The organism is uncultured Tissierella sp., from assembly GCF_902479755.1.
In the GTDB taxonomy this organism is placed as follows: domain Bacteria; phylum Bacillota; class Clostridia; order Tissierellales; family Tissierellaceae; genus Tissierella; species Tissierella carlieri.
This window is the reverse complement of record NZ_CABSQO010000002.1, coordinates 106,708-121,631: the sequence shown is the minus strand read 5'-3', so window position 1 is coordinate 121,631 and position 14,924 is coordinate 106,708. Positions and strand designations below refer to the sequence as shown.

The 14,924-nt window shown below is 30.7% G+C and carries 14 protein-coding genes and 1 riboswitch; of the genes, 1 reads left to right on the top strand and 13 read right to left on the bottom strand.

Annotated features, from left to right (window positions below; genetic code table 11):
- Window positions 1–12: 12 nt before the first annotated feature.
- The 13 genes from RDK80_RS02230 to RDK80_RS02170 all read right to left on the bottom strand — a co-directional run bounded on the left by RDK80_RS02230 (window position 13) and on the right by RDK80_RS02170 (window position 13,580).
- Window positions 13–786, bottom strand: a complete 774-nt coding sequence (locus RDK80_RS02230; RefSeq protein WP_216559268.1) for an ABC transporter ATP-binding protein — start codon at window positions 784–786, stop codon at window positions 13–15.
- 111 nt (window positions 787–897) lie between these two features.
- Window positions 898–1,941, bottom strand: a complete 1,044-nt coding sequence (locus RDK80_RS02225; RefSeq protein ID WP_216559271.1) for an iron ABC transporter permease — start codon at window positions 1,939–1,941, stop codon at window positions 898–900.
- A 13-nt stretch (window positions 1,942–1,954) separates the two neighbouring features.
- Window positions 1,955–2,953, bottom strand: coding sequence for an ABC transporter substrate-binding protein (locus tag RDK80_RS02220; protein ID WP_216559274.1), 999 nt, complete (start codon window positions 2,951–2,953; stop codon window positions 1,955–1,957).
- Window positions 2,954–3,047: 94 nt separating this feature from the next.
- A riboswitch (cobalamin riboswitch) is annotated at window positions 3,048–3,232 on the bottom strand.
- Window positions 3,233–3,250: 18 nt separating this feature from the next.
- Window positions 3,251–4,489, bottom strand: a complete 1,239-nt coding sequence (locus RDK80_RS02215; RefSeq protein ID WP_216559277.1) for a triacylglycerol lipase — start codon at window positions 4,487–4,489, stop codon at window positions 3,251–3,253.
- Window positions 4,490–4,532: 43 nt separating this feature from the next.
- On the bottom strand, window positions 4,533–5,024 hold the full coding sequence (locus RDK80_RS02210; protein WP_308523363.1) for a methylated-DNA--[protein]-cysteine S-methyltransferase: 492 nt from the start codon (window positions 5,022–5,024) through the stop codon (window positions 4,533–4,535).
- Between the two features lie 206 nt (window positions 5,025–5,230).
- Window positions 5,231–5,902 carry a DUF2225 domain-containing protein gene (locus RDK80_RS02205; RefSeq protein WP_308523362.1) on the bottom strand — a complete coding sequence of 224 codons (672 nt, stop codon included), beginning with the start codon at window positions 5,900–5,902 and terminating at the stop codon, window positions 5,231–5,233.
- Window positions 5,903–5,910: 8 nt separating this feature from the next.
- On the bottom strand, window positions 5,911–7,290 hold the full coding sequence (locus RDK80_RS02200) for a VanW family protein (protein ID WP_308523361.1): 1,380 nt from the start codon (window positions 7,288–7,290) through the stop codon (window positions 5,911–5,913).
- Between the two features lie 30 nt (window positions 7,291–7,320).
- Window positions 7,321–9,285: a cell division FtsA domain-containing protein gene (locus RDK80_RS02195; RefSeq protein WP_308523360.1), complete on the bottom strand. Its 1,965-nt coding sequence runs from the start codon at window positions 9,283–9,285 to the stop codon at window positions 7,321–7,323.
- A gap of 15 nt (window positions 9,286–9,300) precedes the next feature.
- Window positions 9,301–9,951 (bottom strand): endonuclease III, encoded by a 651-nt coding sequence (nth, locus tag RDK80_RS02190; RefSeq protein WP_308523359.1) that lies wholly within the window; start codon window positions 9,949–9,951, stop codon window positions 9,301–9,303.
- A gap of 8 nt (window positions 9,952–9,959) precedes the next feature.
- Complete coding sequence (locus RDK80_RS02185) at window positions 9,960–10,241, bottom strand: DUF503 domain-containing protein (protein ID WP_308523358.1); 282 nt, start codon at window positions 10,239–10,241, stop codon at window positions 9,960–9,962.
- 227 nt (window positions 10,242–10,468) lie between these two features.
- The gene (locus RDK80_RS02180) at window positions 10,469–11,659 is read right to left on the bottom strand and encodes a glycine C-acetyltransferase (RefSeq protein ID WP_216559301.1); all 1,191 of its coding nucleotides are present in this window, start codon (window positions 11,657–11,659) and stop codon (window positions 10,469–10,471) included.
- Window positions 11,660–11,721: 62 nt separating this feature from the next.
- Window positions 11,722–12,753 (bottom strand): tRNA epoxyqueuosine(34) reductase QueG, encoded by a 1,032-nt coding sequence (gene queG / locus RDK80_RS02175; RefSeq protein ID WP_308523357.1) that lies wholly within the window; start codon window positions 12,751–12,753, stop codon window positions 11,722–11,724.
- Window positions 12,750–13,580, bottom strand: a complete 831-nt coding sequence (locus RDK80_RS02170) for a deoxyribonuclease IV (protein WP_094900450.1) — start codon at window positions 13,578–13,580, stop codon at window positions 12,750–12,752. Before RDK80_RS02170 ends, queG begins: the two co-directional genes overlap by 4 nt.
- 152 nt (window positions 13,581–13,732) lie before the next feature.
- Between RDK80_RS02170 and rodA the strand changes: the two genes are divergently transcribed.
- The gene (rodA, locus tag RDK80_RS02165; protein WP_094900449.1) at window positions 13,733–14,839 is read left to right on the top strand and encodes a rod shape-determining protein RodA; all 1,107 of its coding nucleotides are present in this window, start codon (window positions 13,733–13,735) and stop codon (window positions 14,837–14,839) included.
- Window positions 14,840–14,924: the final 85 nt, after the last annotated feature.

Below are 14,924 nucleotides of genomic sequence, written 5' to 3'. Positions count from 1 at the left end.
TTATTATAATTATTACAATGCAGTTAAATAAATTGCATCAGTATATTTATTTTTTTCTATAACAACTTTTATATTATATGCAAATTCTATATTTTCCTTTGTTATGACCTCTTCTGGACTTCCTATGCCAACAATTTGTCCTTCATTTAACATAATTACCTCATCAGAGTATCTAGATGCTAGATTTATATCATGGATTACAACCACTATAGTAGTCCCTTTCTCTCTATTTAATTTTCTCAAAAGGTTTAATATCTCTATTTGATGATTTATATCTAAGTGAGAAGTCGGCTCATCTAAAAGGATAATAGAGGGATTTTGGGCTAAAGCTTTAGCTATGATAACTCGCTGTCGTTCACCACCAGAAAGCTCTGTAATAATTCTATTTTTTAGATGAAATGTATTAGTCATCTCTAAGGCTTCCTTTACAATTTCATAATCATTATCATCTTCTCTTTGAAACCTTCCCTTATATGGATGCCTACCCATTAATACTATATCTTCTACGGTAAATTCATAATCAATAATGGTATTTTGTGGTACCAATGCAATTTTCTTAGCTAATTCCTTAGCCTTTATCATGTTAATATCAACACTTTCTACAACAATCTCTCCTCCTTTTGGAGTATATATCCGATTGAGATTTTTTAAAAGTGTTGATTTTCCAGAGCCATTGGGTCCTATTATACTTATAAATTTCCCCTTTTCTATACTAAAGGATACATCCTTTAGTATTAGATCTTTTGCATATCCAAATTTTAAGTTTTTCACTTCTAATGCATACATGGTAACACTCCATTCAATTGACAACTAACAGTTAACGATTAACGATTGAAATCATTAATCTTTTAATTGATTTTTGTTCTTTGTTAATTGTCATTTGTTAATTGATTTTCACTATCTTTTACTCTTCCTAAGTAAATATAAAAAAAATGGTCCTCCAAATAAAGCCGTTATAATGCCTACTGGAATTTCAACAGGTGAGATAATCGTTCTTGCTATTGTATCTGCTGATACCATAAATATTCCGCCCACAAATGCTGATGCAGGAAGAATTATTCTATTATCAGGTCCAAGTATAATCCTCACTATATGAGGAATTATAAGTCCTACAAATCCTATAATTCCTGCTATAGATACTACCATGGAAACCATAAAAGTTCCCAATATTAATATATATATTTTTGTTTTCTCTACGTCTACTCCTAAACTTTGAGCTGACTCCTCTCCAGTCAGCATAATATTTAAATCTCTTGCAAAAAAATTTATAAAAATCATTGAAATAATTACAGGAATTGATATCTTAATTAAAGGCTCCCACCCCTTACCTGCTAAGCTACCTAAGGTCCAATATATAATCTTTGCCATATCTTTACTATATATAACCATTAGAAAGGACATTATAGCTGTTAAAAATTGGCCTATGGCAATACCTGCTAGAAGTAAGGTTGTAACTGGAACCTTGTTCTTTATTCTAGCAATATTATATACTGTAAATACTGCTCCCAAGGCACCTATAAAGGCAAAAATCGAAATAGTGGATATATTTATAAATGCTATATTAACTCCTAATATTATTGCAATACTTGCACCAAGGGCTGCTCCCGATGATATGCCTATTACATAAGGATCAGCCATTGGATTTTTAAATATTCCTTGAAATGCAGTACCAGCCATAGATAAACTAGCACCGACTAAAATCCCCAATAACACTCTAGGAAGTCTTATTGACCAGATTATAGTTTGATGAGATTTCTCTATATCTGAAACATCTATATATTTTTTTATAATAGGTAGTTTTGAGCCTACAATCCTAAAGGTATCTATAGAACTAATATTGGCAGTACCTATTACTGCAAAAAAACCTATTGATAATATTAATACTAAGAACAACACTATTAGGATAAAACCATATTTATCCTTATTTATGCTTTTTTTCATTAAAATCCCAACTTTACTTAAATAATTCTGGATGAATAGACTTTGCCACTAATTCCAATGCTTCAATTATTCTTGGTCCAGGTCTAGACACTACATTTGCTTCATTACCTTCAAATACATATACTCTGTCATCTTTTATAGCCGATATAGTCTCGAATCCTGGTCTCATCTTTATAGATTCAATAGTTTTATCTGGCATATCTTGAGATGCTAAATAGACTTCTGGGTCTTTTTCAATTAATTTTTCTAAATCGTATTGAGGATAAGCTATTTCTACACCCTTTTCATCTTTTTCATCTGCTGCAATATTTATTCCACCTGACAATGTTATAAGCTCGTTCATGAAGGAACCTTTACCAGCTGCCTGTAGTGGATCATGCCATATTTCATAAAATACTCTCACTTCTTCTTGCCCCTTTATTTTTTCCAATATATCATTTTTCTTATTATTCATAGCTTCAACAAGTTCTTTTGCTTCTTTATTCTTTCCTGTTACTTTTCCAACGGTTTCAATATCTTCCATCACAGCATCTATGGTTTCGGGCATAAATCCAAGAACTTTAATCCCTGCATCTTTTAATACCTTATTATCTTCCTCATTGCCAGCACCGTATACCAATACTAGGTCTGGATTTAACTCTACAATTTTCTCTAAATTAGTAGCCGTAAAATCACCTACTATTTCTTTTGTCTTAGCTTCTTCTGGATAATCACAATAAGATGTCACCCCTACAATTCTATCTCCTAAGCCTAAGGCAAATAAAACTTCTGTATTATTTGGTGCTAATGATACTATTTTCATAGGTTCTTTTTCCATAGTAACCTTATTACCAAAGTTATCTTCTATTTCTATTGGGAATTCTTGAGTTTCTTCTCCTACATCTTTATTTTGTGATTCTACACCTTCTACTTTTAATCCTTCATTTGAATCCTTCTTTGGTGTACATCCAACAATTGTAAATGCTATTAGCATTAATGATAAAAATAATGCGATATTTCTAAACTTCTTCATTTTTTACCTCCCGTTTTTTCTTTTAGTTATAAAGATAAATAAAAAAACTTATGCCTTTTATAAAGGATAAGTTTATAATCTATCTCATCCCTCCCTCCGAGGCTTAAATATAGGCAGGTATCCTGACTCATGGATCATCCTAATCCCAGCACCTTCCCAGTTTCCCAGTGGCTTTTGCTGGTTTCGTACCCAATCACAGTAGCGGGGGCTGTAGTGGGATCTCACCACTTTCCCTTTTAAGTTCCATTAATATGGAACACCTATAAATCTATTCTTTTGTAAAATAATAATATCAAATTAAAATTTATATTTCAAGGGGTTATCCTCAAATATAAATCCGTCTTTATCGATAATTGCCATAAATACCTTTGGCTTTTTTACCTCAGTAGGACTTATATCTAATTTAATATCTAAATTATTATTACCTGCAACCATTACTAAGTATCTATTGTATGATAGATTTATTGCTTGAACTCTATTATCGTTAATCTTCATATACTCACTGGATATCTCATTGGATATTGAAGTCCTAATATTTATCTTGTTACAGTTATCGGCTAAAATAATATATACCTTTTCTACTTCTCTGTCTTTAAATTCCCTAGTTATAGGTTTGCTTAGAATTGATGATAGATAATCCTTTGACTTATATAAAATTTCTGTATGATTTCCTTCTAATATTATATTATTTCCGCCCAAATATCCTAATGTGCTAGCTGTAGTTACAGTACCATCTCCATAATTTGTTTTAAATGCCTCTATGGGCTTTCCATCTGCCCATTTGATTTTTTCTTTTCCCTTTAGTTCTACTATAAATTCTTTATTTGTATAAATCCCTTTTCCACTTATAATAAATAATTTATCTTCATTTATAGATTCCTTTTCCAATGTATTTAAAAATGAATTATTTATAGACATATTTTCTACGGAAATTTCTTTTTTTACTCCTTTATCTTTCCAAAATAAATAATTTCCATATCTATAACTTGGCAATAAATCCTTAGCAACAGGAAATATGTTTCTTAAAGCCTCTATATAATGTATTTTTTCAAACAAATAATAATAAAGTATAAAGCCAAGCTTTAGTCCATTGTAAAGAATATTATCCTCTATTTTCGGATAGGGAAGCTTTCCTCCACTCCAGAAGCAATACGCATCTACACTTCCTAAATTCGGAGTTCCTAACATAATTAGCTTATCAATATAGGAAGGATTAAAATAATTAATATATGCCCTCCCTAACAGTCCCCCTAAACTATGGCCGATGAGTATTACTTTTCTCGCACCTGTCTTCAATTTTAATTTTTCTATATTAGGAACTAGATACCTATCTACTGCCTCCAATACAGGGATTTTCCAATTATAATAGCAAATAAATAAGTTTTCTCCTTCTTCATAACCCATAGAGTTTAATATTTCAATAAATGGTCTATAAACCCTTTCTGCCAATCCAAAAGAAAAATCCCCAGTCCCCTTTATTATATCATCACCCATAGAACCAAAAAGTCCTGGTATAAAAACAATAGGATAGTCCATGTTTATTCTCCTTTCTGCTTTTATATCAGGATATTCAATTTACTTATATGGTGTTATTCATTTCTAATTTCAATAGTTTATCTTTTAGTTCAACTCCACTAGCAAAGCCTACTAAATTTCCATTGGAACCTATGACCCTGTGACACGGAACTATAATAGCTATTGGATTTTTATTTAATGCTCCGCCAACTGCCCTCGGTCCTTTAGGACACCCGATTTTTTCAGCAAGTTCCTTATATGTTCTTGTCTCTCCATAGGGTATATTTAATAATTCCTTCCACACGCTTTCTTGGAAAGGAGTTCCCTTAAAGGAAATTGGCATAGTAAATTCCTTTAATTCTCCCTCTAGGTATTTAATTATTTCCTCATGATAATTATAGTCTTTTTCCTCTACTTTAATAGGAGTATCATAGTATCTTTCTATATATTTAAGGTTGTCCTCTTCTTGAAAGGAAAGAGCTATTATTCCTTTTTCAGTAAAATATACTGTTAATTTACCTATGGGTGATTCAAATGAGTAATATTTAGGGCTCATATTTACCTCTCCTTATTTCTTGTTGTTTATTCTTGCTAAAAAATTCTTTAATATCGATATTTATTGTATTTCCTAATATCACTTTCCATTTTGAATGATATAAAGTGATTACTCCTATTATAACATATAAATATAAAAGTTACTTTTATATTCTCTAAAAGTAACTTTTATTGTATTTCCTGTTCTATTTATAACTGACTTGTCCACTACATCTCCTTTACTAATCTCCATTGTTCTCTAGCCATATCGTTTAATGCAGGATTCATCCTTGTGGAAGCAAGGTTTAAACATGTATTAAACCAAGATAAAGCTTCTTCTTTTTCGCTTAACCTTCTTGATAATTCTCCTATTAAATAAGATAGCTTACTATCATCCATATTTGTACCTGACAAGGACTCTGTATTATATGCTTCTATAAACTGGTCTCTAGCTAATTTTAAAAATCTAACTTCTTCATTTTTTTCTTCCTTTAGACGATATAGCCAACCTAAACTTAAGCAAATATTCCCTTGTTCCAAATTTTTAGCTTTAAGTAATGTTCCAGCAAGTAATGCTAATTTATAGGATTCTATTGCCTCGTCTAAATCTCTTATTCCACCAAAGTCTCTTTTATTCCACCTTGATGATATGTTATCTATAATTATTCCAATTTGATCTTTTTTTATATCATTGAATTTATTTTCGGATGCAGCATATCCACAGTTAGGACATACGAATATACTATATTTTATGGGATTTTCAGCACTATAATGATTTAAAAAATCCTCATCTCTTTTTAAAAGCCTTAGTCTAGATGTCTTTACTTTTTTAGTCGAAAATTCTTTTTTACAGATTGGGCACTCTACCTTTTTGTCAAATAGTTCACTTTGTTCTGTCAATTTGCAACTCACCTTTCTATTATATCTTTTTCTTCCTCTATTATAGTACTAGCTGGTAAGGCAGGCCCAACTTTATATATATAATCTTTTTTCCTATAATGATCTACAGTAATCTGTGTTCTAGATACTACTTTCCCATTTTTTATTATAGATTTATAAGTCTTAACTTTATATCCTGTTCTGCCTTTTTGTATATCTATTGTAGTACCTGGTGATAATTTTGCATCATATATTTTTTCAGTTTTAGGAGGAATAGTTTCAATAATCTCTGGAGTTATCTTTACATTATAATTTTTTGTCTTTGTATCTCCATATATATATATATTAACTCTGTCTCCTACTACTTTTGCATAAGTATATATTGGAAAATCAAAATCATTCCTGAATTTCAAATCCAAATAACCATATGACACTGCAGCATCTTGGCCATAAGGAACATAACTTGCTGGTATAGAATGGGGGTGACGTTCAAGTATAGTAAGATCTGCAAGTAATAAGGAATTATACATCGTAGTTGATGTCTGGCAAACTCCTCCTCCAAGACCTGGCGTTAATTCTCCTCCTATTATCACATTCGCTTCTTTATAACCAGATTGGGCAGACCTAGGTCCAGTTGTATTATTATATGAAAATTCTTCTCCTGGTAAAATTAATTTATTACTAATTGCTTTAGATGATAATTTAATATTTTGTATTCTTCCACTGCTACTCCCCTTAAAAGAAGTGGAGAATTCTCCTATTACTCCATTTATTCTAGATAGTAGGCTTTTTTTAACTCGTGGTTGTATATCTTCTACGGGAATTTCTATGTCTTTTAATTCATAGATATTTTCATCTATTCTTGCAATTAATTTATCTGTTAATACTCTCTTCCCTAAGGTTTCATCTGTTACAGTGATTTTACCATTATTGAAATTAAGAACTGCATCTACAGCTTCCTTATTTATTTCTTGGGAAATGTTTTTTGCTACCTCTTCTAACTTAGTACTTTCATAAAAGGATTCAAGTGATATTTCTACCCCAGATTTAATTTTAGCTATATCCCTCAACCTTTTAATGAAATTTCCTTCCCTGCCTAGCTGAAATGCTATATTAACTGCTTCATCATATTTATATGAAAATCCTAATTGTCTTAATCTAATCTTATATATGTTTTCATTATATATTAAATTCATAGACTTCTTCTGGATTTCTGCTTCTTTTTTCTCTTTTATATACTCTAAGGCTTGTTTCATTGTTTTATTACTTACATCATATCCATCTATCCTTATACCTTTATAGATGGTATCTATATTTAGGATATTCTTGTAAATATAGGTTCCAGATCCTAGAACTATAGCTAATACTATTACAGTAACAAATAATAAAATCAATATACCTTTTTTCATTTAAATCCTCCAGCCCAGAGTATTAATATTTTATTCCCAATAGACTTTTATATTATCTCCGTCCTTTAATTCTTCTAAGTATTCTGCATCTCTATTATTTACTTTCAGAATTAATTTTCCCCTTAAGGAAGATAAATCAAAATCTATATAGTCAAAAATATCTACAAAAACAAACTTATCCTTTTTATAGTATATTTCCATTTCCTCATTATTTATTACTAATTTAATCTTTTTTTCATTATCTCTTATATTATTATCTTCTTTAATATCAACTATTCTTTTAATAACATCTCCCTTTTTCAATTGATAAGTATGAAATACCTTAGCTCCATTTACCAAGAATTCATCTATAGATATGTCTTTTTTATATTCTAGTATTAACTCTTCCAATGTCTTTATTTCCTCAATCTCAATATATACTTCTGGACTAAGAATAATATTATGGTTTATTATTTCATCATTTATCTTGATAGTTTTAACAAGGTTTATTTCTTTTCCTTCAAAATATACCGACTTGTCCATTTGCACTATATCATAAAGATATGGAATAATTAAAGGTTCTACTACACTAGAGATTATCTCTATATTAGCTTTATCATAAAGTTTAGTTTTTAAATTAGCAAGTTCCTTGTCTACTATTATCTGTGGTTGAGTCCCTTCTTTACCTTTTATTATTCTCTTCTTTCCATTTAGATAATATATAAAATCATTGGATTTCTTTGGCAGCAAATCTCTAGGATTATATCCTGTCAGTATTAAAACATCTGATACCTTTATATCTTCAGTATTAAATATGCGAATTTCTTCACCATTGAAATTTACTTTTATAAAATTTTTATATTTATCTTGGGCGCCTTCTATTGCAATTCCTATAGGTGTTATCATATCTGGCCCATTAACCTCTTCTAGCCCTTCTATATTTTCAATGATAGATGCATCTCTTATTGCAACTCTTTCCTTTGGTAATCCAAGCTTTTCCGCAATGCTTTCTTTTAACATAGGCATTTGACTACTTCCACCAATTAAAAATACTGCATTTGGTGATTTTCCATTAAATTCAAGTATTCTTTCTGATACTTCTGCTGCAATCTTTTCAATTATATCTATTATGGTATTTACTATTTCAGTAGTAGTTAATTTATATTGTATGCCTACTACATCTACAAATTCATGTTCTTCTTTTTTGCTTAGATTTACTTTTAACTTTTCACTACTATTAAAATCAAGTAAATATGCCTTTGCTAGTCTTTCAGTTATTTCATCTCCTGCAGTGGAAGTCATAGCATAGGAAACAATTTGCCCATCTTTGGTAATAGCAATATCTGATGTCCCTGCACCAATATCTATCAATGCTAAATTAAGAAGTCTTAACTCTTTCTTTATAGCTACATTAATTGCGGCAATCGGCTCAAGGGTAATACTACCTACTTCTAACCCCACCCTGGAGATTACAGAATATAAGCTTTCTATAACTATTTGAGGCAGGAATGTGGTTAAAAGTTCTACGCCTATTCTCTCTCCCTTATGACCTTCTAACTTTTCAATTCTATCTTCATCTAAATAATAATCTGATACAGTATATCCTATACTATAATATTTAAAGTGCTTATTTATTTCTACTTCATTTATTTCATCCTGTGCCCTTTGTATTGCCTCTAATTCTAGGGCCTCCACATCAAATTTAGTTATCTCTTTTAAGCCATCAATATGTTTTTCTATCCTAATTTTATGAGTCTTAAGAGCCCGACCAGCAGCAGCTATGGATACAACCTTTAATCTTTCACCTGTCTTTTCTTCTAATTCTAATACTATTTCTTTAACTAGCTTTACTACTCCATCAATATCATGAATTTGACCATCATACATGTTTCTTTTCTTATGTTCCCTTATGGAATAAGCTAACACTTTAAATCTTTCGTCTTCAGTATATTCTCCTACTATGCCTATAATAGTTCTAGTTCCAATATCTAGAGAAAATATTAATTCGTCTCTCACAATACCACCTTCTTCCTATTGTTTAACTTCTTTTTTATAATAAAAACAATAATCAGTTATTGGGCATATATCACATAAGGGTTTTCTAGCCTTACAAATTCTTCTTCCATGAAAAATTAATAAATGATGAGCCTTTGACCACATCTCTCTTTCTATATTATCCATTAAATCTCTTTCTGTATCTAGGACATTGGCACTATTAGCCAATCCTATTCTATTGGCTACCCTAAAAACATGAGTATCTACAGCAATTGCTGGAGTATCAAAGGCATTAGACAAGACTACATTGGCAGTTTTTCTACCTACACCTGGTAAAGCAGTCAACTTTTCCATAGTATCTGGAACTTGACTATTATGATTTTCTATAAGAAGCTTGCATGTCTCTAAGATATTCTTACTCTTAGTCTTATAAAATCCACAGGATCTAATTCTTGCTCCCAGTTCTTCTTCAGATAATTTTATATAGTCTTCTGGTGTTTTAAGCTCTTTAAATAAAGTTGATGTAGTCTTATTCACTTGAACATCTGTACATTGTGCTGATAAGATTGTTGCTATCAAGAGCTCAAATGAATTTGTAAAGTCTAATTCTGCCTTTGCATCTGGAAATCTTTCCATAAGTTTTTCTAATACTATTTTTATTTCTTTTTTTGATAAGATCTTTTTCATTTTCTCACCTACAATATTTCTATTTGATATTCTAATATTTCCACTCTACCATCCTCATCTATAAATTTTATCACATTTGACAAAATCTGGTTAGCAAGATTTGTATTATTTGTCACACAAGCAAATCCAATTATAGATGATCTCCAACTATCATTTAAATCTAGCTCTGCTATTGAAACATTGAATCTTGATTGTATCCTTCCTATTATGCTTTTTATAGTATGTCTTTTATCCTTCAGAGAATTTGATTCATATATTAGCAGTTTAACTCTACAAGCTCCTATTATCACTAGTATCACCTCTATAGTATATATTTTACCCTTTATCTTATTCTATGTAAAAAAATCTTCTATAAAAAATCTATTATATTAAAGAGGCCTTTTTGACCACTGCATAAGTGATTTACACGAAATCAAAGATTCCGGCAATCCGCTTAAAACTCATTGGGATAATAGCAAGTTCTAGTTAAGTTAAATTGGATTATAAAAGAAAAAGGGAGAATATCTCTCCCTTTAAATTATTTTAATATATTCATTTCTTTTCCTACTTTTTCAAATACAGCTGCTGCTCTATCTAGCTGTTCCTTTGTATGTTCTGCAGTTACCATACATCTAACTCTTCCTGTTCCTCTTGGAACTGTTGGGAATACAATACCTGATACGAAAACTCCGTTTTCAAGTAGCTTTCTACTGAATTCCATAGTCTTTGCTTCATCTCCAATAATTACTGGAGTAATTGGAGTTTCACTATGTCCTGTGTCAAATCCAAGACTGCCAATCTTTGATTTCCAATATTTAGCATTCTCCCATAGCTTATCAGTGTATTCTGTTGATTCCATCAGCATAGTTATTGCCTCAGTAATTGCTCCAACAGCTGCTGGTGGTAAAGATGTACTGAATAATACTGGTCTTGCCCTATGACTTAACCATTCATATACAGTCTTGGAGCCAGCTACATATCCTCCCATTACACCTATGGCCTTAGAAAGACATCCCATTCCAAAATCTACTCTACCATGTAATCCAAAATGGTCAATAGTACCCCTTCCGCTTCTACCTAATACTCCTGAACCATGTGAGTCATCTACATAGGTCATAGCTTCGTATTTTTCTGCTAGTTCAACTATTTCAGGAAGCTTTGCTATATCTCCATCCATACTAAATACACCGTCAGTAATGATTAAGATATTCTTATATTTATCTCTAGCATCTTTTAATACTGCTTCTAGGCTATCCATATCTGAGTGCTTATAAACACCCTTTGAAGCCTTTGATAATCTACAGCCATCTATTATTGAAGCATGATTTAATTCATCAGATATTATTATATCTCCTGCTTCTGTTATTGCTTGAATAGTACCTGCATTACAATTAAAAGCTGATTGATATAAGAATGCTGCCTCGTCTCCTTTAAATTTAGCTATAAGGGCTTCTAAGTTCTCATGAATGTCCATATTTCCTATAATAGTTCTAACTGCACCTGAGCCTGCACCATATTTTTCAACAGCTTCAATAGCAGCTCTTTTTAATCTAGGATGATTTGCAAATCCAAGATAGTTATTTGAAGATAAATTTATAACATTTTTTCCATTTAATATTACCTCTGCTTGGCTTGGAGTTCCTAATACAGGCAACGTCCTATAAACACCATCTTTTTTTAATTCCTCAATTTTTTCTTTTAAAAAACTTAACTCGTGAACATTAGACACAGTAAGACCTCCCTAAATTTTCTAATATGTAACACAATTCTATTATAACATATATTTATTATTTAGTGGATACAATTGTTAAAAAAAATATTAACTATTGCCCATTCTGCATACTCTCTTATCATAGGGTTAGAATCTTTTAGCATTGGTATAAGAAGATGTATATTTTCCTCTTTTTTCATATTACCTAAGGCAATTATTGCATTTCTCTTTAGTATGTTCTTTCCTCTCCAACTGCCAGCCATATCCCCATATTTTTTATTAAACTCTCTATTAGAAATTGATAACAGTTCCTCTATATCCATATACCCCCTAGTTATCTCTGGTATAAATTCTTTATGGTTAGATTTTTTTATATCTTTATTTTTAGGACAAACTAATTGGCAGGTATCACATCCATATATTTTTATTCCCATTTTTTCCCGAAGGGAAACAGGTATATCATTCTTTGTTTGAGTTAGATATGATATACATTTCTTAGGATTAAATTTATAAGGACCTTCCAATGCACCAGTGGGGCATGCTCTTAGACATAAATCACAGTCTCCGCATTTGTTTGATGCTTCTTTGCTGAATTCTAGATCTAAATTAGTTAATATATAACCTAAAAACACAAATGATCCATATTCATCATTTATAATGGAAGAATTTTTCCCATAATATCCAACGCCAGCTTTTTTTGCCAATTCTCGGTCTATTAAGGGACCAGTGTCTACAAAATATTTATATTCAAATTCTACAACTTTTTTTATCTCTTGAATAAGTTCCTCTATTTTTTGTTTCAATACTTTATGATAATCTATACCATAAGTAGATTTTGATAATTTTCCTTTTAATAGACAATCTGGCTTTTCAGTATAATCTACATTATAAGAAAGCCCTACAACTATAATAGATCTACAATTAGGCATAGTAAGTTTAGGATCAATTCTTTTATCTATATCATTTTCCTCAAATTCAGTTTTTATATTGATTTTTTCCCTATAGATAAGATAATCCTGTAATTTATCTAATGGTAATGAATCTGTAAAACCACAGATATCTATATTTAACTCCTTAGATTTATCAATTATATATTGATTTAATGAATTCATCTATATTCCCTTCTAAGCATTTCAATTTCCTTCTTATAGCCATCTAATTCATTTGGTGTCTCTAGATTAAAAGGCAAATTTCTTAACAATGGGTGATTGATTATATTTATTATTGCATCTAGTCCAATAGTGCCTTCTCCTATGACTTCATGTCTATCCTTATTAGATCCAAACTCTACCTTACTATCATTAAGATGGACTGCTTTTAATCTATCTATACCAATTATTTTGTCTATCTCTTCCAATACCCCATCTAAGTTATTGACTATATCATAACCAGCTGAATATAAATGGCAGCTATCTATGCAGATTCCAATATTTTTATTATTTTTCACACCATCTATTATAGATTTAAGCTCTTCCATATTTCTTCCTATTTCTGTACCTTTACCTGACATGCCTTCTAATAATACTATTGTCTCATTATCTTCATCTATTGCTTCATTGAGAGCGTTTACTATAAATTCTATACCTTTTTCACTCCCTTGTCCTACATGAGATCCTGGATGAAATACATAATAGGTATTTGGAATTAGCTTAAGTCTTTCCAAATCATCCCTTAATATCATATTTGCAAATTCCCTAGTTTCTTCCTTATCTGAAGCAAGATTCATAGTGTAAGCTCCATGAGCAAAAAGTGGTACAAATTTATGCTCTATCATTAACTCTTTAAGTTTATTTATATCTTCCATATCAATTTCTTTTGCCTTGCCACCTCTAGGATTTCTTGTGAAAAATTGAAATGTATTAGCCCCTATAGATACTGCATCTAGTGCTGCATTATAAAATCCTTTAGAAATAGACAAATGACAACCAATATTTAACATTCTAATCATCCTTTCTTATATATTATAATACCATATTGTCACCTATTTTTAACTATTTCAAAAGAATAAAATATGTTATAATTGAATTTAAGGCGAAAATAGAGAATTTTTGGTTTTTACTGGTAACTTATCTGATGAAAGGAAGTAGTATAATGTTCAACTTTAAAAAGAAAGCTTATAAAAAATTTGACTATATATTATTTTTAACCACTTTATTACTTTGCGGCTATGGTCTACTTATGATAAAGAGTGCAACTCTAAGCAAAGAAACTATGTCATATGTAAAGACTCAAGGAATAGCTACTATCATTGGACTGGTTGCCATTATTATATTAGTCTTATTAGATTATGAGTTTCTAGGGAAACTTTATATACCTATTTATGCAGTATGTAATATTTTACTTATAGCCGTTCTTGTATTTGGTACAGGTGATAAAGATTGGGGTTCTCGCTCATGGCTTACTGTAGGTCCTATAACCTTTCAGCCTGCTGAATTTGTAAAAATCGGTTTAATTATTTCCTTAGCTAAATTTATAGATAATCATAAAGAAAATATAAATGATCCTTTCACTTTGCTAAAAATATTGGCCTTCGCTTTTGCTCCAGTTGTTCTTATACTTCTTCAGCCTGATGCCGGTACGGCTATGGTTTTTATCTTTTTCATAGCTGTAATGTTATTTATTGCTGGAATCAAGTGGAAATATATTGGCTATACATTTTTAATTGGACTATTTAGCCTTCCTCTACTATGGTTTAAGCTTGGTGATTATCAAAAAAATCGTATTTTGAATTTCTTAGACCCTGAGAGAGATTTAGCTGATTCGGGACTCCAAGCCCATCAGGGCAAAATTGCTATTGGTTCTGGCAAAATCTTTGGCAGAGGCTTATTTCAAGGCGCACAGACCCAATTTAACTATATACCTGAAAAACAAACAGACTTTATATTTTCTGTCATAGGAGAAGAACTTGGGCTTATGGGAGGACTTGGGCTTATTTTTCTATATTTTATATTACTTAGTAGATTTATTTTAATAGCTAGAAAATCTAAAGATTTGTTCGGTTCTTTAATGATAGTAGGATTTACAGCCATGTTTCTCTTCCATATATGGGAAAATATTGGAATGACTATGGGTCTCATGCCTATAACAGGAATCCCATTGCCATTTATCAGTCATGGTGGTACATTCCAATTATCTAATATGATTTGTATAGGAATAATATTAAGCGTAAGCGTTCATAGAGAAGAATTAAGTTTTTAGCTGGCAGGAGATGTTTCTCCTGTCTTTTTCATCCTTTATATTTATCGCCTATTTAATCATTATTTTTTTATTTTAGTACCTTGTA